The sequence below is a fragment of the Streptomyces graminilatus genome, from assembly GCF_001418565.1.
GTDB classification, from domain to species: domain Bacteria; phylum Actinomycetota; class Actinomycetes; order Streptomycetales; family Streptomycetaceae; genus Streptomyces; species Streptomyces graminilatus.
In genome coordinates this window covers 1-23,311 of record NZ_LIQQ01000057.1, presented here as the reverse complement: position 1 = coordinate 23,311, position 23,311 = coordinate 1, and the positions used below count along the sequence as shown (strand labels likewise).

Sequence of the window (23,311 nt, the reverse complement as noted above, 5' to 3'; positions counted from 1 at the left end):
GGCCCTAGCCCTGGCCCCACCCCCGGCCCTGGCCTTGACGGGGGCCAGGCGACCCTCCAGTGCGGTGCGATCACGTGCACCGGCGTGAAGCCCGCTTCGGTGCCGCCCAGACTGTAGGTCCGCATGGTGGTCTCGGCGGTCACCTTGAGGTCCCAGTCGATCGTGGCCCGGAAGTCCCCGCAGGTGAAGTCGGCGAACAGCCGCCAGTCGACGAGACCGCGGTCCTGGGTGTGGGGGGCGAGCACGAGCCGCCAGGCCGTACCGGCGACGATCCGCAGCGGCAGCCGGAAGTCCGGCACGACGGGTATGCCGCGCGCGTCGAGCGCTGGGCGCACCAGCGGCGGGGTCTCGTCGAGGAACAACTCGGCGTCCGGCACCTGCATGGGCTGATAGTTCTCCAGGGCCCGCCCGCGCGCCTCCGTCAGCTCCTCGGCGAACGAGATGCCGGGACCTGGCCGGGGTACGAGGCTCACCCCGTTCGGCTTCATCGGGCGGCGGCCGGTCACCTCGGCGCGCAGGCCCCACAGGACGAGGTCCACGTCTCCGGTGGCCGCCAGATCGAGGTACACGTTGTAGCCGGTCACGGGTACGTGCAGGGGGTCCGGGCCGACGGTGGTGCTGGGGTCGAGCACCACGAAGGCATGGCTCAGCCCACCGAGCCGTATGTCGTAGTCCGGCGGGTTCGGAGGCTGTGGAGGCTGTGGGCGCTCTGGGGGCTGTGGGGACTGTGGAGGCTCTGGGCGCTGTGGGGGCTGTGGGGGCTGTGGGAGATCCGAGGGCTGCTGGCCCTCACTCGCCGGTTTCCCTCCCCGTCCCCGCCACCACTTCACGCCAGGTCCTCCCAGCTCAGGCCGCGCGGCGGTCGGGCCGCCGTGCGGAACGGGCGGCCCGCGAGGTCCACCCTGACCGTCCCGGTGCGCCGGCCGCACACCCAGTCGAGCTCCAACTCCCAGGCCACCTGCCAGCGTTCGGTCTCCACGCGCAGTTCGAACGTCTCCGGGTCGTCCGGGCCGACCGTGTACGAGAAGGTGGCCGGGGTGTCCTCGCCGCGCGGTTCCAGGCGCGGCGGGTCCTCGTCCAGCAGCACGGTGTAGGCGCGCACCGGCAGGATCCCGGCGTGCGGTGACAACACCCCGCACGGAGCACGCCGTTCGACCACGACGACCCGAAGTCCCGCCAGCACGACCGTACGTTCGGGTGCCGTGACGTACAGCCGTACGGTGTGCCCGCTCGCCGGTACGACGTGCGGGGGCTCACCGGCGGTCCCGGGCACGTGGAAATAGCTGACGTCCGAGAGTTCGACGTGGAAGTCCACCGGGTCGCCGCGAGGTGTCCGGCGACGCTGGAGGCGGACCGTTTCCTCGACCAGGGCGGCGGTGACGACCGCGCTCAGGACCGGTGCGAGCCACCCGGGGGCCAGGTCCGAGACCCACAGGACGGCCGTCGCCACGGCGCCGACGGCGAGGGACGCGGCGACCGCGCGCCCCCGGGCACGGACACGCCTCACTCTGTCTCCGAGCGCCACGGCGGCTCCTGTTGTCGTCAATTACCCGGCTTTACCCGCCCGTTGACTGTGCGACACACTGTTGGGCACCCCTGCGCACCCGCTGCCCACGGTTCGCGTCGACCGCACGGACGGCCGACGAGAGCGTGGTCACGCGGACATCAGGGAGCCGCATGAGTCCCGGACATCACCTGTCCTCGTCGGTCACCGGACCCGCCGCCGCCTCGTGCATGGCCAGTTCGAGGAGTACCGGGTCGGTGAGGGTGCCGGAACCGTCCGGCGGAATCAGCCAGCGGACACCGCCGGTGGCCCGCCCCGGGTACGGGACGACGATCCACGTGCCGCGTCCCGCCGTACGGACCCCGGTGCCCAGCCAGCGGGCCGCGGTGCCCGGCGGCACGAAAAAGCCCATCCGGGAGTCGCCGAAGTCGACGAGCACCGGGCCGGGCCGGTCGATGACACGGGTGAGGACATCGAGGGTGGGGTAGCCGAGTTCGCCCCGCAGGATCAGTACGTCCCAGGCCTTGCCGGCGGGCAGCAGCGTGATCCCCAGGGGACTGCGCTCCCATTCCCAGCGGCAGGCCTCGGGATCCGGTGCGACGGACGCGAGCCACTCGACCGCCGTTTTCGCCCCGGTCATGGGGAACCTCCCTTTCTCTGTGACGCTGGTCGCGTCAGGAGGGAGAGGGAGCTTTCCCCGGAGCATTACGCGGGTTCGGCTACTTATTGGTAGTGAACCAGGGCACGGCCCCTGAGCAGGGCGTACGCCCGCGCCCCAAAGGGGCGCGGGGCTGTGCTGAATATGCAGCTGCCGCCGCGTGGGCGCGACCAGCCCCCACCGGCCCACGGCCGAGGAACCACGCGTCCGGAGCGGCTAGCTGTCGAAACCCAGACCCAGCCGGTCCATCGTCTTGAGCCACAGGTTGCGCCGGCCGGCGTGCGCATCCGCCCGCGCCAACGACCACTTGGTCAGCGCGATGCCCGTCCACGCGAACGGCTCCGGAGGAAACGGCATCGGCTTCTTGCGGACCATCTCCAGTGACGTCCGCTCCGTCCGCTCCCCCGCCAGCAGATCCAGCATCACGTCCGCGCCGAAGCGGGTGGCGCCGACGCCGAGGCCGGTGAACCCCGCCGCGTACGCCACCTTCCCGCCGTGCGCGGTGCCGAAGAACGCCGAGAAGCGCGAGCAGGTGTCGATCGCGCCGCCCCACGCGTGTGTGAAGCGCACGCCCTCCAGCTGCGGGAAGCAGGTGAAGAAGTGGTCGGCCAGCTTGGCGTAGGTCTCCGGGCGGTCGTCGTACTCGGCGCGCACCCGGCCGCCGTACGGATAGATCGCGTCGTAGCCGCCCCACAGGACGCGGTTGTCGGCGCTCAGCCGGAAGTAGTGGAACTGGTTGGCGCTGTCCCCGAGGCCCTGGCGGCCCTGCCAGCCGATGTCGGCGAGCTGCGTCTCGCTCAGGGGTTCGGTCATCAGGGCGTAGTCGTAGACCGGGACGGTGTACGCGCGCACCCGCTTGACCAGGTTCGGGAAGATGTTCGTGCCGAGGGCGACCCGGCGGGCGCGGACCGCGCCGTACGGGGTGCGTACGGCCATTCCGGCGCCGTTCGGCCGCAGTGCGAGGGCCGGGGTGTGCTCGTAGACGCGGACGCCGAGTCGCAGGCAGGCCCGCTTCAGGCCCCAGGCCAGTTTCGCCGGGTTGAGCATCGCGACGCCGGTGCGGTCGTGCAGTCCGGCCAGGAAGGTGGGGGACGCGACCTGCTCCCGTACCGCCTCCGTGTCCAGGAACTCGACGCCGGCCGCGAGGCCCTTCTCCCTCAGCTCCTCGTACCAGGAACGGAGTTCGTCCGCCTGGTGGGGTTCGGTGGCGACGTCGATCTCGCCGGTGCGTTCGAAGTCGCAGTCGAGGGAGTGGCGGGCGACGGCCTTCTCGATCTCGTCGAGGTTCCGCGCGCCGAGTTCCTCCAGCCGGTGGATCTCGTCCGGCCAGCGGGCCAGTCCGTTGGCCAGTCCGTGGGTGAGGGAGGCGGCGCAGAAGCCGCCGTTGCGGCCCGAGGCGGCCCAGCCCACCTCGCGGCCCTCGACGAGTACGACGTCCCGCCCGGGGTCGCGCTCCTTGGCGATCAGCGCGGTCCACAGCCCGCTGTACCCGCCGCCCACGACCAGCAGGTCGCAGCTCTCGGCGCCGGTGAGGGCGGGCTCGGGGCGGGGCCTGCCCGGGTCGTCCAGCCAGTACGCGACCGGCTGTGCGTCGGAAAGAGACTTGGTCCACATGCTCATGGCGCTTGGGGCCATGATTTCAACTCCCTACAGGGGTTTTCCGTTTTTCCTGTCCTCCGGATCAGGCCTTCTGCCTGTTCCGGCGATTGCCGATGACCATTCCGGCAAGCACGAACAGTACGGCGATCAGGAACATGGCCGTACCGATGACATTGATCTGCACGGGCGTTCCGCGCTGCGCCGAACCCCAGACGAACATGGGGAAGGTGACGGTCGAACCCGCGTTGAAATTGGTGATGATGAAATCGTCGAAGGAGAGCGCGAAGGCGAGCAGCGCGCCCGCCACGATTCCGGGGGCGACGATCGGGAGGGTGACGCGTACGAAGGTCTGCACCGGGCCCGCGTACAGGTCCCGGGCGGCCTCCTCCAGGCGTGGGTCCATCGACATCACGCGTGCCTTCACGGCGACGACGACGAAGCTGAGGCAGAACATGATGTGGGCGATCAGGATCGTCCAGAAGCCCAGCTGAGCGCCCAGGTTGAGGAACAGGGTGAGCAGTGAGGCGGCCATGACGACCTCGGGCATCGCCATCGGGAGGAAGATCAGCGAGTTGACGGCGCCCCGTGCCCGGAAGCGGTACCGCACCAGCGCGAAGGCGATCATCGTGCCGAGGACGGTCGCCCCGACGGTCGCCCAGAAGGCGATCCGCAGACTGAGCGAGAGCGAGCCGCACATGCCGACGACCCCGCAGGGGTCACGCCAGGCGTCCGTCGAGAACTGCTGCCACTCGTAATTGAAGCGGCCCTTCGGTTTGTTGAAGGAGAACACCGTGACGACGATGTTCGGCAGGAGCAGATAACCGAGGGTGAAAAGTCCCGCGATGACGACGAAATGGCTCTTGAGCCAGCGCCCGATCGAATTCACGAAGGCCATTTAAACCAGGTCCTCCGTCCCGGACTTGCGGATGTAGAGGGTGACCATGACGAGGATCGCGGCCATGAGGATGAAGGAGAGGGCGGCGGCCGTCGGATAGTCGAGGATGCGCAGGAACTGCGTCTGGATGACGTTGCCGACCATGCGGGTGTCCGTCGAGCCGAGCAGGTCGGCGTTGACGTAGTCGCCGCTCGCCGGGATGAAGGTGAGCAGTGTGCCGGAGACGACACCCGGCATCGACAGCGGGAAGGTGACCTTGCGAAAGGTCGTGAAGGGCCTCGCGTAGAGGTCGCCGGCCGCTTCGTGCAGCCGTCCGTCGATGCGTTCGAGCGAGGTGTAGAGCGGCAGGATCATGAACGGCAGGAAGTTGTACGTCAGACCGCAGACCACCGCGAGCGGCGTGGCCAGCACCCGGTCCCCGGCGGTGATGCCGAGCCGGCTCGTGACGTCCAGGACGTGCAGTGAGTTCAGGACGCCGACGACCGGGCCGCCGTCCGCGAGGATCGTCTTCCAGGCGAGCGTACGGATCAGGAAGCTGGTGAAGAACGGCGCGATGACCAGGATCATGATCAGGTTGCGCCAGCGCCCCGCGCGGAACGCGATCAGATACGCGAGCGGATAGCCCAGCAGCAGGCAGAGGACAGTCGCGGAACCGGCGTACAGCACCGAGCGCAGGAACTGCGGCCAGTAGTCGGCCAGGGCGTTCCAGTAGGTCGCGAAGTGCCAGGTGACCTTGTAGCCCTCCTCCAGGGAACCCGTCTGCACGGACGTGGAGACCTGGTAGACCATCGGCAGCGCGAAGAACACGAACAGCCACAGCAGGCCGGGCAGGAGCAGCCAGTACGGCGTCCAGCGGCCTCTTCGGCGCGGGGGCTTCGTCGCGGGTGCGGGCGCCAGGGCAGGCGCTTCGGAGGTCGCGGTGGCCATCAGACGGCCGCCTCGTCGTCGACCGTCCCGACGCCCGCGGAGCCCGTCGTCCCAGCAAGCAGGGACTGATCGGCGTGCAGGCCGAAGGTGTGCGCCGGGTTCCAGTGCAGGACGACCTCGGCGCCGGGGGCCAGCTTGGCGTCGCGGTCGATGTTCTGGACGTACACCTCGAACTCGGGGCAGACGGCGCTGTCGACGACGTACTGCGTGGAGACCCCGATGAAACTGGTGGCCGCGATCTTTCCGGTGATGCGGTTGCGGCCGGCCGGGATGTCACCGGCGGCGTCCGCGTGCGTGAGGGAGATCTTCTCGGGGCGGACCCCGACGAGCACCTTGCCGCCGGTCGTCGTCGGCGCGGAACATCGCGCCTCGGGGAGCAGGAGCTTGCCGCCGCCCGCCTTGAGGACGATGCCGTCGCCGCTGCGGGTGTCCACCTCGGCCTCGATGAGATTGGAGGTGCCGAGGAAGTTCGCGACGAACGTGGTCCGCGGGTTCTCGTAGAGGTCGCTGGGCGAGCCGAGCTGCTCGACCCGGCCGCCGTTCATCACGGCGACCGTGTCGGCCATCGTCATGGCCTCCTCCTGGTCGTGCGTGACGTGCACGAACGTGATGCCGACCTCGGTCTGGATGCGCTTGAGCTCCAACTGCATCTGGCGGCGCAGCTTGAGGTCGAGGGCGCCGAGCGGCTCGTCGAGGAGGAGCACCTTGGGGTGGTTGATCAGCGCTCGGGCCACGGCGACGCGCTGCTGCTGGCCGCCGGAGAGCTGGTGCGGGAACCGCTCGCCCTTGTCGCCGAGGCCCACGAGGTCGAGCAACTCGGCGGCGCGGGCCCGCCGTTCGGCCGTACGCACCTTGCGCATCCGCAGTCCGAAGGCCACGTTGTCGACGGCGCTGAGGTGCGGGAAGAGGCTGTACGACTGGAAGACCATCCCGGCGTCCCGGCGGTGGGCCGGGACCTCGGTGACGTCCTGGCCGTCGACCAACACCTCGCCGGAGTCGGGGTGTTCGAACCCGGCGAGCATGCGCAGGGCGGTGGTCTTGCCGCAGCCGGACGGGCCGAGCAGCGCTACCAGTTCGCCCGGCCGGACGTCGAGGTCGAGTCCGTCGAGGGCGACGGTCGGGCCGAACTCCCGGCGCAGGCCCCGGAATTCGACGGTGGCAGCCTTTTCGAGCGTCATGTCATTCATCCCTTGGCGGCGGTTCGGGTACGCCCGCCGAGCCCGGCGAGCGCGAGGAGAAGGGCCCAGGTGACGAGGAGGCTGAGCACGGAGACGGCGACGGACAACTGGGCCTGCGAGCCGCCGACGCTGTAGATCCACACGGCGAACGGCTGGAAGCCGAGCAGGTGGGACACGGTGAACTCGCCCAGTACCAGGGCCAGGGTGAGGAAGGAGGCATTGAGCAGCGCCCCGCGCAGGTTGGGCAGCACGGCCGTCACCAGCGCCTGCACCGGGCTCGCACCGCAACTGCGGGCCGCCTCGACCAGCGTCCGGACGTCCATCGCGCGCAGTCCGGCGTCCAGCGACCGGTGGACGAAGGGCAGCGCCATCACGACGTACGCGAGAACCAGGACAACGGGGAAGTCGGGGTTCTGGATGGCGACGAAGGTCTGGAACAGGGGCGTACGGGAGAGATATTCCGGACCCCACTTGAGGACGGTCGAGATCCCCGCGACGAACGCGATCGGCGGGACCACGAGCGGCAGCGAGCAGATCACCTCGATGACCGGCCCCAGCCGGGGTGCGCCGAGCCGCAGGGCGACCATCGCTGGCACCATCAGCAGCAGGACGACGGCGATGGTGGCGGCGGCCAGTTCGAGGGAGAGGATCAGGCCCGTCAGGAAGCCGTCGGCGCCGAGGATCTGGCCGTACGCGTCGAAGGTGACGCCCTGGCCCGGTACGTCGACCGTGAAGATCACGGATGCGGCGAGCGGGACGAGGAAGTAGACCGCGGCGAACGCCAGGACGGCCCAGCGCCAAAGGTTCGGGCGCGGGTTCAGGCGAGCCATCGCGCGCTCCTCCGTTGCAGGGGCAGGTACACGGCCATGACCAGGCCCGCGATCAGGACCATGTCGAGGCTGAGGGCGAGTGCCACGTTCTCCTGGCCGACGAGCACGTTGCCGGAGATGGCGTCGGCGATCTGGAGGGTGACCAGCGGGATCGAACTGCCCACCATGGCCGCGGCGGTGGCGTACGCGGCGAAGGCGCTGCCGAACAGGAGCACGAACCCGCCGAGGAGCGAGGGCAGCAGCACGGGCAGGGCGACGTACCGCCAGTACTGGACGGCGGTGGCCCCGTTGTTCCGCGCGGCCTCACGCCACTGGGAGCGCAGTCCGTCGAGCGCGGGCGTGATCGTGAGCACCATCAGCGGGATCAGGAAGTAGAGGTAGACGATCACCAGTCCCCAGAAGCTGTAGAGGCTCCAGCCCTGGTCCGTGAGCCCCAAGTGCCGGGTCACCACACCGGAGTTGCCAAGGGTGGCGACGAAGGCGAAGGCCAGCGGCACCCCGCCGAAGTTGGCGAGCACCCCGGAGGCGGTGAGCACGGCCTCGCGCAGCGCCCGGAACCGGGAGGTCACCACGGCCTGGGCGAGCAGCAGTCCGAGGACGGTCGACAGGAGCGCCGAGACCGCGGACAGCTTGACGCTGCCGAGCAGCGCGGTCAGATAGGGGCCCTGGAGGGAGTCGGTCAGATTGGCCGTGGTGTACGAAGTGGCGCCGGTGGCCTGGTCCTTGACGGTGAAGGCACCGTTCAGCATGGCCAGGGCGGGCACCCCGAAGGCGATCGCGACGAAGACGAGCAGCGGCAGTACGGCGAGCCAGTCGGGGGCGCGGCGCCGCCGCTTCGTGGAAGCGGCGGACGCCACGTCGACCCGCGAGAGGGTGTCGGTCATCCGGAGACGGCCTTGCCCCAGCCCTGGGCCAGCGCAGCCTTGGCCTTGCTCTGCTGGGCCTCGGTCGGGAACTTCGGCGTGCCGGAGACCTTGGGCAGCTTGGCCGCGGCGTCCTTGTCGAGCGTGCCGGCCTTGTCCAGCGCGGGCATCAGGACCGGGCGCGCGTATCCCTTGAGCCAGAGGTTCTGTCCCTCGGCGCTGTAGAGGTACTCCTGCCACAGCCGGGCGGCGGCGGGGTGCGGGGCGTCCTTGTTGATGGCCTGGGAGTAGAACTGGGAGAACTCGCCGTCGGTGGGCACGGACACCGTCCAGTCGACGCCCTTGGACTTGAACTCGTCGGCGTAACCGGCGTTGAGGTAGTCCCAGTCGATGCTGATGGGAGTCTCGCCCTTCTCGACGGTGGCCGGGGTCGACTCGACGGGCGTGTAGTTGCCGTTCTTCTTCAGCTTGGCGAAGAAGTCGAGGCCGGGCTGGATGTCGTCGAAGGAACCGCCACTGGCGAGCGAGGCCGCCCAGACGCCGGCGAAGGCCGAGCCGGACTTGGTGGGGTTGCCGTTGAGGGCGACCTGACCCTTGTACTGGGGCTTCAGCAGGTCGGCGAAGGAGGTGGGGCAGGTCTTCACACGCTTGGCGTCGCACCCGATGGAGATGTAGCCGCCGTAGTCGTTGAACCAGCGGCCCTCCGGGTCCTTCTGGCCCTCGGGGATGTCGGCGAAGGAGGCGACCTTGTAGGGCGCGAGCAGCCCCTGCTGGGCGGCGCTCAACGCGAACGAACTGCCCAGGTCGAGGACGTCGGGAGCGCGGTCCTGCCCCTTCCTCGACGTGACGGCGTTGATCTCGTCCTGGCTCGCCCCGTCGGGGTTCTCGACCTCGATCTTGATGCCGTACTTCTTCTGGAAACCGTCGATCAGGGCGCCGTAGTTGGCCCAGTCACGGGGAAGGGCGATGGCGTGCAGCGTGCCCTCCTTCTTGGCGGCGGCGACCAGCTTGTCCAGGCCACCGAGGTCGGCGGCGGAGGTCGCGGTGGCCGCGCTCTTGCCGTTCGCGGTGGTCGACGTGGTGTCGGGGGCCGCGCCGCAGGCGCTCAGGGCGAGCGCTGCGACGACGGCGAGGACGCCGCCGCGGACGGCTGTCATCGGCAGGGACACGATCACGGTCTCTCCAGGGGTGCGCACGAGGGTGAGGAAGTGCGAAGAACTTGTCTGAACAAGTTGGCCTCAGTACGCCCGCCACCGGTGTCGCGTCAGTGAACACCGGCGAAACGCCAACCCCTGATTTCCTGCACAATCGCGCAGCTCACGAACGGGTCACGGACGGGTCGCGGAGCGGTCGCGGACGTCGATTAGGCTGGTCACGCTGTGCACAGCGACGAGCTCAGAGGGGAACCATGACCGCGCGACACGAGGAGATCGCCGACGAACTGCGCCGGGCGATCGACCGCGAGCAGTACACAGTCGGCAGCCGTCTGCCCCCGGAGACGGAACTCGCCGCCCACTACGGCGTGGCCCGCGGCACGATCCGCCAGGCGGTGGCGGCCCTGACCGCCGAGGGCCTGATCGGCTCCCGCCAGGGCGCCCGCCGGGTGGTCCTGGCCAGCCGTCGCAGCCAGACCTTCGAGGAACTGCGCAGCTTCGCCCAGTGGGCCCGCGCGATGGGCCGCGAGGCGACGGGCAAGGTGGTGCACCAGGAGTACCGCCCGGCGACGACGGAGGACGCGATGCGCCTCCAACTACCCGAGACGACAAGGGTGTTGTACGTCCTACGGGTACGCGGGCTGGACGGCGAACCGGTCCTCCTGGAACGCACGGTCTACGCCGACTGGATCGCCCCGTCCGTCGAACCCATCGAGCGGGACTGCCCCTCGGTCACCCAACGCCTCTTCGAGGACACGGGGTTGGTCTTCGCATACGGCGAACACGTCATCGACGCGGTGGCGGCGGGCGCCCAGGACGCCGAACTCCTCGACATCCGCCGCACAAGCCCCCTACTCCGCGTCCGCCGCGTAACGACAACGCGAGAGGGCCGCCCGGTCGAATGGTCCGACGACCGCTACAGAGGCGACGCGGTGAGCTTCAGCATCCACAACTCCATCGCCAACAACGCCCTGGCGCGAAAAACACAGGGGTAAACAGCGACTTGCAAGCGAGGTTGACGGTCACTTGCGAGCAGGAGCGGGGGGCAACTTGTAAACAGGCCCGGAGGCGCTGCCGGGAAGGGGCGCGGGGAACTGCGCGACAAGCCACAACGGCGCAGCACCCGCCAACGCACCCCCAGAGGCACCCAGTAGGCGCCGAGAGACACCTACGCGGGCGACCCGGAAGAAAACCTCCGCAGCAACGGCGACAGCACCAACACGGACTTCGTCCGCTCGACGAACGGCTCCCCCGCGATCCGCTCAAGCACCCGCTCGAAGTGCCGCATGTCAGAGGCGAAAACCTGCACCACCGCATCCGCCTCCCCGGTGACCGTGGACGCGGCCACCACCTCCTGATACCGCTCCAGCCCCCGCTGAATCGTCTCCGGCGAGGTGTTCCGCCGACAGTAGATCTCGACGAACCCCTCCGTCTCCCACCCCAGCGCAGCCGGGTCCACCCGCACGGTGAACCCGGTGATCGCGCCGCTCTCCCGGAGCCGGTCCACGCGCCGCTTCACAGCGGGCGCGGACAGCCCGACGAGCTGTCCGATGTCCGCGTAGGAGCGACGCGCGTCCTCGGCGAGGGCGTGCACGATACGTTCGTCGAGATCGTTCAGCACGGCCGGGTCAGCTCCAGCTGGCGTGGAGCGGCTTGCCCTCCGCGTATCCGGCGGCGCTCTGGACGCCGACGACGGCCTTCTCGGCGAACTCCTCGAGGGAGTTGGCCCCGGCGTAGGTGCAGGAGGAACGGACGCCCGCGATGATCGAGTCGATCAGGTCCTCGACGCCCGGCCGGGCCGGGTCGAGGAACATCCGGGACGTGGAGATGCCCTCCTCGAACAGCGCCTTGCGGGCCCGGTCGTACGCCGACTCCTCCGACGTACGGTTGCGCACCGCGCGCGCCGACGCCATGCCGAACGACTCCTTGTAGAGGTGCCCGGCTGCGTCCTGCTGAAGGTCGCCCGGGGACTCGTACGTCCCCGCGAACCAGGAGCCCACCATGACGTTGGACGCGCCGGCGGCCAGTGCCATCGCGACGTCCCGGGGGTGGCGTACCCCGCCGTCCGCCCAGACGTGCTTGCCGTACTTCTTCGCCTCGGCCGCGCACTCCAGGACCGCCGAGAACTGCGGCCGGCCCACGCCCGTCATCATGCGGGTGGTGCACATGGCGCCCGGTCCGACGCCGACCTTGATGATGTCGGCGCCCGCGTCGATCAGGTCCTTGACGCCCTCGGCGGCGACGATGTTGCCGGCGGCGATCGGGACGTTCGGGTCGAGGTCGCGCACCAGCTTGATGGCGCTGAGCATCGACTCCTGGTGGCCGTGCGCGGTGTCGATGACGAGGGTGTCGACCCCCGCGTCGAGCAGTTGCTGTGCCTTTCCGGCCACATCGCCGTTGATGCCGACGGCGGCGGCGATACGCAGCTTGCCGTTCACATCCGTGGTCGGCGTGTAGAGGGTCGCACGCAGGGCGCCCTTGCGGGTGAGGATGCCGGCGAGCCTGCCGTCGGCGTCGACGGCGGGCGCGTAACGCCGGTTGGCGGCGTCGAGGCGGTTGAAGGCCTCGCGCGGGTCGATGCCGGCGTCGAGGAGCAGCAGGTCCTTCGACATGACCTCGGAGAGCTGGGTGAAGCGGTCCACACCGGACAGGTCGGCATCGGTGACCACACCGACCGGCCGCTGCTCGGCGTCGACGACCACGCCCGCGTTGTGCGCCCGCTTGGGCAGCAGGGCGAGGGCGTCGGCGACGGTCTGGTGAGGGGCGAGCACGATCGGCGTGTCGAGCACGAGGTGGCGGCTCTTGACCCAGGTGACGACGTCGGTGACGACCTCGATCGGGATGTCCTGCGGGATGACGACGAGCCCGCCGCGCCGCGCGACCGTCTCGGCCATCCGGCGGCCCGCGATGGCGGTCATGTTGGCGACGACCAGCGGGATCGTCGTACCCGTACCGTCCGGGGACGAGAGGTCCACGGCCTGCCGGGAACCCACGGCGGAACGGCTCGGGACCATGAAGACATCGTCGTACGTCAGGTCGTAAGAGGGCTGGATGTCGTTGAGGAAACGCACGTGCCGCACATCCCGGTCGATCAGAGGTTGCCCCCGGACAGGACAGCCAGGGGGAAGAGCACGTACCTCATTGTCCCATGCCGGTGACCTGAAATCGCCTGGTCGGATCGTCCAGACGGTTCCCGGGACGGCTCGTGGCATCCTCCGAGGGCCCGCCACCGCCTGGACGGCACAGGGCGGGACACGGCAGCACACGACGGCACGGGCCTCAGGCGAGCACCATCACCACCGCCAGCCCCGTCTCCGTCTCCCGCCAGCTCGCGGCGGCGTCGGCGAAGATCTCCTGGAGCGTGTTCCACTCGGCGGGCCGGGCAGCCGCGTACGCCTGCCAGTTCCGGACGAGCAGGAGCCGGCCGCGGCTCGCGGGCCACCACGCGAGATCGCCGAGACAGTCCGCCAGGGCGTCCCAGTTCGAGCCGAAGTGGTCGGGGAACCGCATCGCGGTCGCGCAGGCCGTCATCAGGCCGGCCTTGTCCGACACCTCGGCGAGGTCGAGGTCGGCGGCCTCCCAGCCGGCCTCGCGGGCGGCTTCGAGCGCGCGCTCCGCCGGGAACGCGGCGGGCCAGGACAGCACACCGGCGGGCGCCCGGCCGGCGAACACCGCGGCGAGCGGGTGGTCGGTCATCTCAGTACCGCCGTGAGGAGTCGCGAAGGATCGAAGTGATCATCGCTGTAGTAGATCCCACCGCCCCGCCCCATGACAACGAGACCCGGACGGGAATCCCGGAGAGAACCTGATCAGTACCCGGTGGGAGCCCGGGCGACCTGCTCTCAACAGGACACACCCATCGGCGAGTCGTTCAATGAAGATGACCAGCCAGCCTCCGGCGGGAGCCGCGCATGTCATCGCCGACAGCAACGCCAGCAGCAGCCTCGGGGGGCCACTCGGGGGGACACGACGACACCCGCGGAAGACTGCGCCGGCTGGGCGAGTGGTGTGCCCGCCACTTCGTGATCGTCATCTTCGCCTGGCTGGTCGCGCTCGTCGCGCTCCAGGTGCTCAACCGTTCCTTCGGCGGTGAGTACTCCGACAACTTCTCCCTGCCCGGAGTGCAGTCGCAGCAGGGCCTCGACGTCCTGAAGAAGCATGATCCGGCGGCCGGCGGCTACGGCAGCCAGATCGTGCTCAAGGATTCGTCGAAGCCGCTGACCGATCTGTCCACGCAGATGTCCCAGACTGTCACCGACCTAGGGAAACTCCCGCATGTCCTGTCCGTCCAGAACCCGCTGCCCCCGCCGGGCTCACAGCCCCAGTCCACCGGCAAACAGTCCGTCGGCCCGCTCTCCGGCGACGCGAAGACCGGGTACATCACCGTTCGCTTCGACGTCCAGCCGTCCACCCTAGGCGACGGCTACCTCGACGGAGTCGACAAATCGGTGCAGCCGCTGCGGGCGGCCGGAGTGCAGGTCGAGTACGGCGGACCACTGGGCGAGCTGGCCCGGCCGAAGGCCGACGACCGGGTCAGCGAGCTGATCGGGTTCGGCGTGGCCGTCGTCGTCCTGCTGGTCGGCTTCGGCAGCGTGATCGCCGCCGGTATCCCCCTGCTGACCGCCCTGACCAGCGTGGTCGGCGGACTCGCCTGCCTCGGCCTGCTCGCGTCGGCGTTCACCTTCGCCACGGTCTCCCCCACGCTGGCCACCATGATCGGCCTGGGTGTGGGCATCGACTACGCGCTGTTCCTGATCACCCGGCACCGGCAGAACCTGATGAACGGCGACGATCCGGTACGGGCGGCGGGCCACGCCGCCGCGACCAGCGGGCGGGCCGTCCTGGTCTCCGGGTGCACGGTGATCGTCGCGCTGGCCGGGCTGTCCGTCTCGGGGGTCGCGTTCATCGGCCTGCTGGGCGTGGCCGCCGCCGTGACGGTGATCTCCGCGGTCGTGGGCGCCCTCACCCTGGTCCCGGCCCTGCTGGGGCTCATCGGCCGCCGTATCGACCGTTACCACGTCCGCCGCCCGATCGCCGAGACCGGCGCCGACGACACCGACGCCGAAGTACAGGGCACCTGGCACCGCTACGCGCAGCGCGTCGAGCGGCGCCCCTGGTGGTTCCTGACCGGCGGGGTCCTGGTGGTGCTGGTGCTGGCGATCCCGGTGCTGTCCATCCAGCTCGGCCACATCGGGGACGGCGCCGATCCGACCTCGTTCACCGACCGGCGGGCCTACGACATCATGGCCAAGTCGTTCGGGCCCGGCTCCAACGGTCCGCTCACCGTCGTCATCGACCAGTCGAAGGTGCCCTCCGACCAGCGCTCCGCGCTCGCCTCGAAGGCGGGCAAGGCACTGACGGACGTACCGGGAGCGGCCACCACCACTCCCCTCACCGCGACGAAGGACGGGGACGTCCTGGTCGGCACGGTCTACTCCAAGGAGTCCCCGCAGAGCGAGACCACCACCGACCTGACCAACCACCTGGTCGACGACACCCTGCCCGGGGCCGTCTCGGGAACGGCCGCACACGGCTATGTGACCGGTACGACCGCCGCCCAGGTCGACTTCCGTGACATCGTCGCGAGCCGCCTCCCGCTGATCATCGCCGTGGTCGTCGCCCTCGCCTTCCTGATCATCCTGATCGTCTTCCGGGGCCTGCTGGTGGCGGTGAAGGCGGCCGTGCTCAACGTCCTGTCGATCGCTGCCTCGTACGGCGTGGTCGTGGCCGTCTTCCAGTGGGGCTGGGGCGGGCCCGCGCTGGGTGTCCACGGCAAGGTGCCCATCGAGAGCTACGTCCCGATGATGATGTTCGCCATCATCTTCGGCCTCAGCATGGACTACGAGATCTTCCTGCTCTCCCGCGTCCACGAGGCCTGGCTGCGCACCGGCGACGCACGGGACTCGGTGGCCCACGCCCTGGAGATCACCGCCCGGGTGATCACCTGCGCGGCCCTGATCATGGTGAGCGTCTTCGCCGCGTTCATCGTGAGCGACAACGTGGTGGTGAAGATGCTCGGCCTGGGTCTCGCCGTGAGTGTGCTCATCGACGCGACGGTCGTACGGCTGCTGATGGTGCCGGCCGTCATGACGCTGCTCGGCAGCCACGCCTGGTGGACACCGGCCTGGCTCGACCGGGTGCTGCCGCACCTGGACGCGGAGGGCGGGGAGCAGGACGACTGAGGAGGAGCAGGACGGCCGAGGGAGGCGGACGGCGCCGGGAAAGGCCGGTGCCCGGGCCCCGGAAGGGAACCCGGGCACCGCCCGCCCGCAACCTCTGCATCCCGTCAGATCCCGTCGGGGTCAGCCCTGTTGAGGGCCGGCTTCGGTGTCGGGCCCGCCGTCATCAGATAGTCCGCGGCCGAGGTGTCCGTGACCAGGCTGGTGACCAGCCCGGACCGCAGCACCGCGTCGATCGCGGCGGCCTTGCGCTGCCCGCCCGCGATCGCGACGACCTCGGGGACCCGGCGGAGCTGGTCCGTCTTGACGGTGATGCACCGCTCGCCGAGGTCACGGCCGACCCTGCGCCCCTCGGCGTCGAACAGGTGCGCGGACATCTCGGCGGCGACACCCAGGGACGCGTAGTGACCGCGTTCCTCGTCGCTGAGCATGTCGTGCACCGTCGAGATACCGGCCTCCCAGGAGCCGATGGAGACGCACGCGACGGTGACCTTGTCGAAGTACTCGAAGGCCCGCGCGATCCCCGTCTGGTTGCGCAGCGCGGCGGCGGTGGCCGCGTCGGGCAGCAGCATCGGAGCGTAGATGGGATGGGCGTCGCCGCCGGACACCTGGGCGGCACGGCGGACCGCCTCGACGGATCCGCGCTCGGCGGTTCCGGCGTCGTACACCCCCGTCAACTGGACCACCGTGCAGGGCGGCAGCCGGTCGAGGGCCGCCGCCATGTGGATGGTGGACCGGCCCCAGGCGAGGCCGAGCACATCGCCTTCGTTCACCAGTTCGCCGAGAAAGTCGGCGGCCACCTCGCCAAGGTTCTCGGGGTCGGGCGATTCCTGGGCCTCGGCCGGGGACTCGACCACGACCGCGTGCCGGAGGCCGTACCGGGCGCGCAGCGCGTCCGAGCGCTCGGCGTCCAGTTCGGCCGGGACACGGATCTCGATCCGCACCAGATCCCGTTCGAGAGCGGTCTCCAGGACCCGGGCCACCTTGAAGCGGCTGACGCCGAACTCCTCGGCGATCTGGATCTTGGACTTGCCCTCCAGGTAGAAGCGGCGGGCCATGGCCGCCGCCTGAACCAGCTCAGCGGGTCCCATCCGCATGGCTGACCGGCCAGCCGACATACCCGACACGGCGATCTCCTCACTGCTCTTCACGTCGCTGCTGTTCACATTCTGGACTCGCCGTTCATCCTGTCAGATCCCGAGAGGTTGATCTGCCCAGAAGTACGTCGTTCACGTTCCCTTGGCTCAGTGGTCGCACGCCCAGCTCGCACCGGCGGTCGCCGCCTGTGCCTGGGTGCGCAGTGCACGTACCGCCTCGGCCGGGTCCGCGGCGCCGTAGACGGCCGATCCGGCGACGAAGACGTCGGCGCCGGCCTCCGCGCAGCGCTCGATGGTGGAGGCGGAGACGCCTCCGTCGACCTGGAGCCACAGCTCGAGTCCGTGCTTGCTGATCAACTCGCGGGTGCGGCGAATCTTGGGGAGCATGATGTCGAGAAACGCCTGGCCGCCGAATCCCGGCTCGACCGTCATGATCAGCAGCATGTCGAGTTCGGGCAGCAGGTCCTCGTACGGCTCGATCGGGGTCGCGGGCTTGAGGGCCATGGAGGCCCTGGCACCCTTCGCCCGGATCTCACGGGCGAGCCGCACCGGAGCGGCGGCGGCCTCCACATGGAAAGTGACGGAACCGGCGCCCGCTTCCACGTACTGCGGAGCCCAGCGGTCGGGGTCCTCGATCATCAGGTGACAGTCCAGCGGCGTGTCCGTCGCCCGGGCCAGGGACTCCACGACCGGCACACCCAGCGTGAGGTTCGGTACGAAATGGTTGTCCATCACATCGACATGAAGCCAGTCGGCGCCTTCGACCGCCTTCGCCTCCTCGGCGAGTCGGGCGAAGTCGGCGGACAGGATACTGGGGTTGATCTGCGCGGCCATGCCCCAAGCCTGCCATGCCCTCCGGGGGGTGCGCGGTTGGGTCCCTTGTGGCTGGGGTTGCGTGTAGTCCGCAGGTCCGCTGTGGCTGGTCGCGCCCACGCGGCGGAGCCGCAAATGTCACAGCCCCGCGCCCCTGGGTGGGACCAGGTGAGGTCGGTATGAACAGGGACCGTGGGATCGCTTATTTCGTTTGTGGGCGGCGGGCCAAGTGGCTGGTGCTGGGCCTGTGGCTGGTGTTGCTCCTGCTCGTCGCGCCCTTTGCGCAGAAGCTCACCGACGCCCAGGACAACGACGCCGCCTCCTGGCTGCCGGGGTCGGCGGAGTCGACCCAGGTTCTTCATCTCTCCGAGGGCTTCAGGCCCGAGCAGATCCCGGCGATCGTCGTCTACGCGCGCGAGAGCGGGCTCACGGTGGCGGACCGGGCGCGGATCGCCGAGGACGCGGCGCAGATGAGGAAGCTCCGGGACCATGGCATCCGGGGCGCGGAGACCCGGGGCCCGGTGTACGACCGTGCCGTTGATCCGCGGGCCGCGCAGATCCTCGTACCCATCACGATGGACGCGAAGGGCTGGAAGCGGATCGCGCCCGCCGCCGACTCCATCCGGGCCGCCGCCAGTACGGGTGCCACCGGACTGGCCGTGCACGTCACCGGGCCCGGCGGTACCTCGGCCGACTTCTCCAAGGCCTTCGAGGGCATCGACTCGACACTGCTGCTCGCGGCGATGGGCGTCGTCATCGTGATGCTGCTGCTCACCTATCGCAGCCCCACCCTGATCCTCGTACCCCTGCTGGGCGTGGTCGCCGCCCTGTTCACCGCGCAGGCGCTGATCTACTTCCTCGCCCAGCACGCGGGCCTGACGGTGAACGGTCAGAGCGCCGGCATTCTCACCGTGCTGGTGTTCGGCGCGGGGACGGACTACGCGCTGCTCCTGGTCGCCCGCTACCGGGAGGAGCTGCGCCGCCACGAGGACCGTCACGAGGCGATGGCGCTTGCCCTGCACCGCGCGGGCCCGGCCGTCATCGCGTCCGGCGCGACGGTCGTCCTCGGCATGCTGGTGCTGATGGCCGCCGAGATGAACTCGACGAGCGGCCTGGGCCCGGTGGCGGCGATCGGGGTGGCGGTGGCCCTGCTCGCCATGACGACGCTCTTCCCGGCGCTGCTGGTGATCTTCGGCCGCTGGATCTTCTGGCCGGTGATCCCGCACAACGGCTCCCCCGACCCGACCAAGCGCGGTGTGTGGGCCCGGACGGGCCGGCGTATCGCTCTCCGCCCCCGGATGATCTGGGGCGCCACGGCGGCGGCCCTGATCGCGTGCTCGTTCGGCCTGATGCAGTTGCGCGCCGAGGGCCTGAGCAACGCGGACGCGTTCACCGACAAGCCGGACTCGATCGTCGGCCAGGAGGTGTCCGCACGCTACTTCCCGGCGGGCAGCGGCGATCCACTCGTTGTCATCAGCGATCGGGCACAGGCCCAGGAGGTCCGCCGGACAGTAGCGGAGACTCCTGGCGTGGTGCCCACGTCGCTGGGCCTGCCGCCGGGCACGAGGCCCTTCCACGACGGCAAGGTGCTGTTCGAGGCCACGATGACCGCGCCCGCGGACAGCGAGGCCGCGAAACAGACCGTGGACCGGGTACGGGACGCCGTGCACGCGGTGCCGGGCGCGGACGCCCGGGTGGGTGGCGGTACGGCGGCCCTGCTGGACATGGACCGGGCGACGACCCACGACAACATCCTGATCATCCCGCTCGTCCTGACCGTGGTCCTGATCATCCTCTGCGGCCTGCTGCGGGCCCTGGTCGCCCCGCTGCTGCTGATCGGCACGGTGGTGCTGTCCTTCACGGCGGCACTGGGCCTCAGCGCCCTCGCCTTCCGCCACCTGTTCGACTACGCGGGCGAGTCGACGGACTTCCCGCTCTTCGTCTTCGTGTTCCTGGTGGCGCTGGGCATCGACTACAACATCTTCCTGACCACCCGCATCCGCGAGGAAGCCACCCGCCAGGGCACCCGCAAGGGCGTGGTGACGGGCCTGTCGACGACGGGCGCGGTCATCACCTCGGCGGGCCTGGTCCTGGCCGGCACGTTCGCGGCGCTGGGCACGCTGCCGATGGTGGGGTTCGCGGAGATCGGCTTCGCGGTCGCCCTGGGCGTGGTCCTGGACACGTTCGTGGTCCGGTCGGTGCTGGTCCCCGCCCTGTTCCTGGATGTGGGCCCGAAGGTGTGGTGGCCGCACCGCCTGGCCCGGGAGGACGGCGGGACCGGGGCCGTGGAGCCCAGGCCCGCCGCCCCGGAGGTCAACCGGTCCGGCGGATGATGGCCAGATACATGGCGTCGGTGCCGTGCAGATGCGGCCACAACTGCACGTCGGGGCCGTCACCGAGGTCGCTCACGCCCTCCAGCAGGGGCCGGGCGTCGACGAGTTCGGTATTCGGGTGCTGCTTGATCAGGTCCTCGACCACGGCCCTGGTCTCGGCGAGGTGCGGCGAGCAGGTGGCGTAGCCGACGATCCCGCCGACGCGGACCGACTCCAGCGCGGTGGCCAGCAGCGCGCGCTGAAGCGGGGCGAACCCTTCGAGATCCTCGGGGCGCCGCCGCCAGCGTGCCTCGGGCCGTCTGCGCAGCGCCCCGAGCCCGGTGCACGGCACGTCCATCAGCACCCGGTCGAAACTGCCGGCCCGCCACGGCGGCCGGGTCCCGTCGCCCACGACGACCTGGTACGGGCCCGGATTGCCGTGCAGCGCCTTCGCGACCAGCCCGGCCCGGTGCGGCTGCTTCTCCGAGGCGAGCAGCAGCGCGCCCCGCTCGGCGGCGAGAGCGGCGAGCAGTGCCGCCTTGCCGCCGGGCCCGGCACACCCGTCGAGCCAGGCCTTGTCGGGCCCGTCGAGCGGGGCGTTGGCCAGGGCGAGCGCGACGAGCTGACTCCCCTCGTCCTGCACGCCCGCACGCCCGTCCCGTACGGCGTCGATGGCACCGGGTTCCCCGCCTTCGGCGAGCCGTACGGCGTACGGCGACCAGCGCCCGGGGACCGCGGCCTCCTCGCGGAGCAGCTCCTCGGTGGTGGACCGTCCGGGACGGGCGACCAGGGTGACCTCGGGCCGCTCGTTGTCGGCGGCGAGCAGCTCCTCGATCCCGGCGCGTCCGCCGCCCAGGGAGTCCCACAGGGCGGAGACGACCCACCGGGGGTGCGAGTGCACGACGGCGAGGTGATCCTCGGGATCCTCGTCGTAGGGCGGCGCGACGCGTTCGATCCAGCCGTCCAGATCGTGCTGGGCGACCTTGCGCAGCACGGCGTTCACAAACTTGGCCCGTCCGTCGCCGAGCACGACCCTGGCCAGCTCGACGGAGGCGGACACGGCGGCGTGCGTGGGAATGCGCGTCCCCAGCAACTGATGCACACCCAGGCTCAGCACATCGAGCACCGGCGGATCGACCTCGCGCAGGGGCCGGTCGACGCACTCACCGATCACGGCGTCGTAGGTACCCTGCCGCCGCAGCGTCCCGTACACCAGCTCGGTCGCGAGGGCCGCGTCCCGCCCGTCGAAGTCCCCCTTCGCCCGGGCCGCCCGCAGCAACGGCGGCAGCACCAGGTTGGCGTACGCGTCCCGCTCGTCCACGGCGCGCAGCGCCTCGAAGGCGAGGATGCGGACGGGGTCCTTCTGGGGCCGACGGTAGGGCTTGCCTGGCTTGCCGGACTTGTGGGGCCGACTGGGCTGCTCACTCACGAAAAAGGTGCTCCGGATATGGGAAAAGGGGTGCGGTTTCCAGCGTACGTCGTGGCAGACCGGCCAGAGCCTCGCGGTACAGGCCGTGCACGGGAATGTGAGGTCTCAGGCGCCGAGCACCTCGCCGTCGGCGATCCGCACGCCCCGGGCCCAGTCGGCGGCGCGCATCGGCTTCTTGCCCTGTGCCTGCACCCACAGCAGCTCGACGGCGTGCGATCCGGTGCCGACGTACACGTTGTTCTTGCCGACGGAGAGCACACCGGGAGCGAGATCCGTGTGGTCCGGCACGGGGGTGACGTGGATGAGCTTGAGCCGCTCGCCCCGGAACACGGTCCAGGCGCCGGGCGCCGGAGTGCATCCGCGCACGATCCGGTCGGCCCGGAGAGCGGGTACGGACCAGTCGACGTGGGCGTCCTCGACGGTGATCTTCGGCGCGAGGGTGATGCCGTCGGCGGGCTGCGGTACGGCCTTCAGCGTGCCGTCCTCGATGCCGTCCATGGTCGCGGCGAGCAGCCCGGAGCCGGCGAAGGCGAGCCGGGTCAGCAGGTCGCCGCTGGTGTCGGTGGGCCGGACCATCTCGGTCACCGTGCCGTAGACGGGGCCGGAGTCGAGGCCCTCCTCGATAAGGAAGGTGGAGGCGCCGGTGATCTCGTCGCCGCCCATGATGGAGTGCTGCACGGGCGCGGCCCCACGCCATGCGGGCAGCAGCGAGAAGTGCAGGTTGACCCAGCCGTGGACGGGGATGTCGAGGGCGACACGGGGCAGCAGGGCGCCGTAGGCGACGACGGGGCAGCAGTCGGGCCCGATCTCCCTCAGCCTGGCCAGGAACTCCTCGTCCCTGGGCCGGACGGGCTTCAGCACCTCGATCCCGGCCTCCTCGGCCCGCTGGGCCACGGGACTGGCGACCAGCCTGCGTCCCCGCCCGGCGGGCGCGTCGGGCCGTGTGACGACGGCGACCACTTCATGCCGTTCCGACCCGATCAGGGCATCCAGGGCGGGAACGGCTACCTCGGGGGTACCAGCGAAGACAAGCCTCATGGGCGGGCGTGGGCCTCTCGGACGGGATTCTGCGGGCAGCGCACCAGTCTAGGACCGCACTCCAGGGGGCGTACGCATATGTTCCTACGCCCCCGCACCGTGACCACTCACGCAAAATCGCGTTGGTCAAGAAAGAGTTGACCACAACGGGCCGCCACACCGTGCGGCCCTTCCTTTTCAACGCCGGTTTCGAGAGGCTTGTTCATGGCCGACCACGCAACCCACGACGCCCAGGCTCGGGCCAGCCTGCACTTGCTGGTGCGGGACATCGAGCGGGTCCGCCGGCAGGTGGACGCACTGCGCACGCTCACCGCCCAGTTGGGCAACGTCTACCGCCCGCGCCGCTCCGGCCCCTCCACGGGCTTCGTCGTCTACGGACGTGCCCCCGCCCCGACCGTCCGCCTCGCCCAGGAACTGCGGGACAGCGTCGAGACCCTGGTCACGGCCGCCGTGGACTTCGACCGCTCGCTCGGCTTCTCGTGGGACGCGGTGGGCTCCGCGCTCGGGGTCACCAAGCAGGCAGTACACCGCCGTTACGGCGCCCGCCGCGCAGCCGCCCAGGCAGCGGCCGACGCCGAGCGCGCCACGGAGACCTCGGCCGGCCGTACGGTCGGTGTCGGGACGGTCAGCGGCGTCGGCACCGTCATGCCCACGCCGACGGTGCCCGCGGCCCGTTCGATGCCGACCCAGCCGACGGCGGGCAGCCCGACCCTCCGCGACGAGGTGCGGCCGACCGTCTTCCCACGCGACGAGTCGAGGCCAACGGCCTTCCCCGGCCCACGCAACGGCTGACACCCCGAACCACACCCCCACCCCACCCTCTGCCCTCCCGCAC

The 23,311-nt window shown here is 70.3% G+C and carries 21 protein-coding genes; 4 read left to right on the top strand and 17 right to left on the bottom strand.

The features are described 5' to 3' along the window. The 10 genes from AOK08_RS06495 to AOK08_RS06450 form a co-directional block, all read right to left on the bottom strand. The coding region (locus AOK08_RS06495) for a hypothetical protein (protein ID WP_157876579.1) at positions 1 to 635 on the bottom strand (635 nt) is incomplete at its 3' end. Between the two features lie 191 nt (positions 636 to 826). Beyond that, positions 827 to 1,507, bottom strand: coding sequence for a hypothetical protein (locus AOK08_RS44450; protein ID WP_157876578.1), 681 nt, complete (start codon positions 1,505 to 1,507; stop codon positions 827 to 829). Between the two features lie 184 nt (positions 1,508 to 1,691). Further along, the gene (locus AOK08_RS06485) at positions 1,692 to 2,144 is read right to left on the bottom strand and encodes a hypothetical protein (protein ID WP_055524476.1); all 453 of its coding nucleotides are present in this window, start codon (positions 2,142 to 2,144) and stop codon (positions 1,692 to 1,694) included. 234 nt (positions 2,145 to 2,378) lie between these two features. Then, positions 2,379 to 3,797: an NAD(P)/FAD-dependent oxidoreductase gene (locus tag AOK08_RS06480; RefSeq protein ID WP_055524475.1), complete on the bottom strand. Its 1,419-nt coding sequence runs from the start codon at positions 3,795 to 3,797 to the stop codon at positions 2,379 to 2,381. A gap of 46 nt (positions 3,798 to 3,843) precedes the next feature. Then, on the bottom strand, positions 3,844 to 4,656 hold the full coding sequence (locus AOK08_RS06475) for an ABC transporter permease (protein WP_055524474.1): 813 nt from the start codon (positions 4,654 to 4,656) through the stop codon (positions 3,844 to 3,846). Further along, on the bottom strand, positions 4,657 to 5,583 hold the full coding sequence (locus AOK08_RS06470) for an ABC transporter permease (protein WP_055524473.1): 927 nt from the start codon (positions 5,581 to 5,583) through the stop codon (positions 4,657 to 4,659). Further along, positions 5,583 to 6,770, bottom strand: coding sequence for an ABC transporter ATP-binding protein (locus AOK08_RS06465; protein ID WP_055524472.1), 1,188 nt, complete (start codon positions 6,768 to 6,770; stop codon positions 5,583 to 5,585). The genes AOK08_RS06470 and AOK08_RS06465 overlap by 1 nt, the downstream gene beginning before the upstream one ends. Further along, positions 6,767 to 7,591 (bottom strand): ABC transporter permease, encoded by an 825-nt coding sequence (locus AOK08_RS06460; RefSeq protein ID WP_055524471.1) that lies wholly within the window; start codon positions 7,589 to 7,591, stop codon positions 6,767 to 6,769. The genes AOK08_RS06465 and AOK08_RS06460 overlap by 4 nt, the downstream gene beginning before the upstream one ends. Further along, positions 7,579 to 8,475, bottom strand: a complete 897-nt coding sequence (locus tag AOK08_RS06455; protein WP_055524470.1) for an ABC transporter permease — start codon at positions 8,473 to 8,475, stop codon at positions 7,579 to 7,581. The genes AOK08_RS06460 and AOK08_RS06455 overlap by 13 nt, the downstream gene beginning before the upstream one ends. Then, complete coding sequence (locus AOK08_RS06450; protein WP_055524469.1) at positions 8,472 to 9,629, bottom strand: ABC transporter substrate-binding protein; 1,158 nt, start codon at positions 9,627 to 9,629, stop codon at positions 8,472 to 8,474. Before AOK08_RS06450 ends, AOK08_RS06455 begins: the two co-directional genes overlap by 4 nt. Positions 9,630 to 9,862: 233 nt before the next feature. Here AOK08_RS06450 and AOK08_RS06445 point away from each other — a divergent pair, with 233 nt between their 5' ends. Beyond that, the gene (locus AOK08_RS06445) at positions 9,863 to 10,603 is read left to right on the top strand and encodes a GntR family transcriptional regulator (protein WP_055524468.1); all 741 of its coding nucleotides are present in this window, start codon (positions 9,863 to 9,865) and stop codon (positions 10,601 to 10,603) included. Between the two features lie 173 nt (positions 10,604 to 10,776). Here the strand turns inward: AOK08_RS06445 and AOK08_RS06440 are convergent, their stop codons facing one another. The 3 genes from AOK08_RS06440 to AOK08_RS06430 form a co-directional block, all read right to left on the bottom strand. Further along, positions 10,777 to 11,229: an Lrp/AsnC family transcriptional regulator gene (locus AOK08_RS06440; RefSeq protein ID WP_055524467.1), complete on the bottom strand. Its 453-nt coding sequence runs from the start codon at positions 11,227 to 11,229 to the stop codon at positions 10,777 to 10,779. Positions 11,230 to 11,236: 7 nt separating this feature from the next. Further along, a complete protein-coding gene (locus tag AOK08_RS06435) occupies positions 11,237 to 12,679 on the bottom strand; it encodes a GuaB1 family IMP dehydrogenase-related protein (RefSeq protein WP_055524466.1) in 1,443 nt (480 codons plus the stop codon). Positions 12,680 to 12,887: 208 nt separating this feature from the next. Further along, entirely contained in the window at positions 12,888 to 13,304 is a 417-nt protein-coding gene (locus AOK08_RS06430; protein WP_055524465.1) for a barstar family protein, read from the bottom strand. Positions 13,305 to 13,519: 215 nt separating this feature from the next. Between AOK08_RS06430 and AOK08_RS06425 the strand changes: the two genes are divergently transcribed. Beyond that, positions 13,520 to 15,790, top strand: a complete 2,271-nt coding sequence (locus tag AOK08_RS06425; protein WP_055524464.1) for an MMPL family transporter — start codon at positions 13,520 to 13,522, stop codon at positions 15,788 to 15,790. Between the two features lie 104 nt (positions 15,791 to 15,894). On the opposite strand, the gene AOK08_RS06420 is transcribed toward AOK08_RS06425, so the two are convergent. Together AOK08_RS06420 and rpe are read right to left on the bottom strand one after the other, a co-directional pair. Beyond that, positions 15,895 to 16,938, bottom strand: coding sequence for a sugar-binding transcriptional regulator (locus tag AOK08_RS06420; protein WP_055524478.1), 1,044 nt, complete (start codon positions 16,936 to 16,938; stop codon positions 15,895 to 15,897). Positions 16,939 to 17,031: 93 nt separating this feature from the next. Next, positions 17,032 to 17,718, bottom strand: a complete 687-nt coding sequence (gene rpe, locus AOK08_RS06415) for a ribulose-phosphate 3-epimerase (RefSeq protein ID WP_055524463.1) — start codon at positions 17,716 to 17,718, stop codon at positions 17,032 to 17,034. A gap of 158 nt (positions 17,719 to 17,876) precedes the next feature. Here rpe and AOK08_RS06410 point away from each other — a divergent pair, with 158 nt between their 5' ends. Beyond that, complete coding sequence (locus AOK08_RS06410; protein ID WP_055524462.1) at positions 17,877 to 20,030, top strand: MMPL family transporter; 2,154 nt, start codon at positions 17,877 to 17,879, stop codon at positions 20,028 to 20,030. On the opposite strand, the gene AOK08_RS06405 is transcribed toward AOK08_RS06410, so the two are convergent. Continuing rightward, positions 20,011 to 21,438 carry an RsmB/NOP family class I SAM-dependent RNA methyltransferase gene (locus AOK08_RS06405; protein ID WP_055524461.1) on the bottom strand — a complete coding sequence of 476 codons (1,428 nt, stop codon included), beginning with the start codon at positions 21,436 to 21,438 and terminating at the stop codon, positions 20,011 to 20,013. The two genes, AOK08_RS06410 and AOK08_RS06405, sit on opposite strands and share 20 nt — an antisense overlap. Positions 21,439 to 21,543: 105 nt before the next feature. Beyond that, on the bottom strand, positions 21,544 to 22,476 hold the full coding sequence (fmt, locus tag AOK08_RS06400; RefSeq protein WP_055524460.1) for a methionyl-tRNA formyltransferase: 933 nt from the start codon (positions 22,474 to 22,476) through the stop codon (positions 21,544 to 21,546). 204 nt (positions 22,477 to 22,680) lie between these two features. On the opposite strand from fmt, the gene AOK08_RS06395 reads away from it, so the two are divergent. Further along, a complete protein-coding gene (locus AOK08_RS06395) occupies positions 22,681 to 23,268 on the top strand; it encodes a hypothetical protein (RefSeq protein WP_055524459.1) in 588 nt (195 codons plus the stop codon). The last annotated feature ends 43 nt before the right edge of the window (positions 23,269 to 23,311 follow it).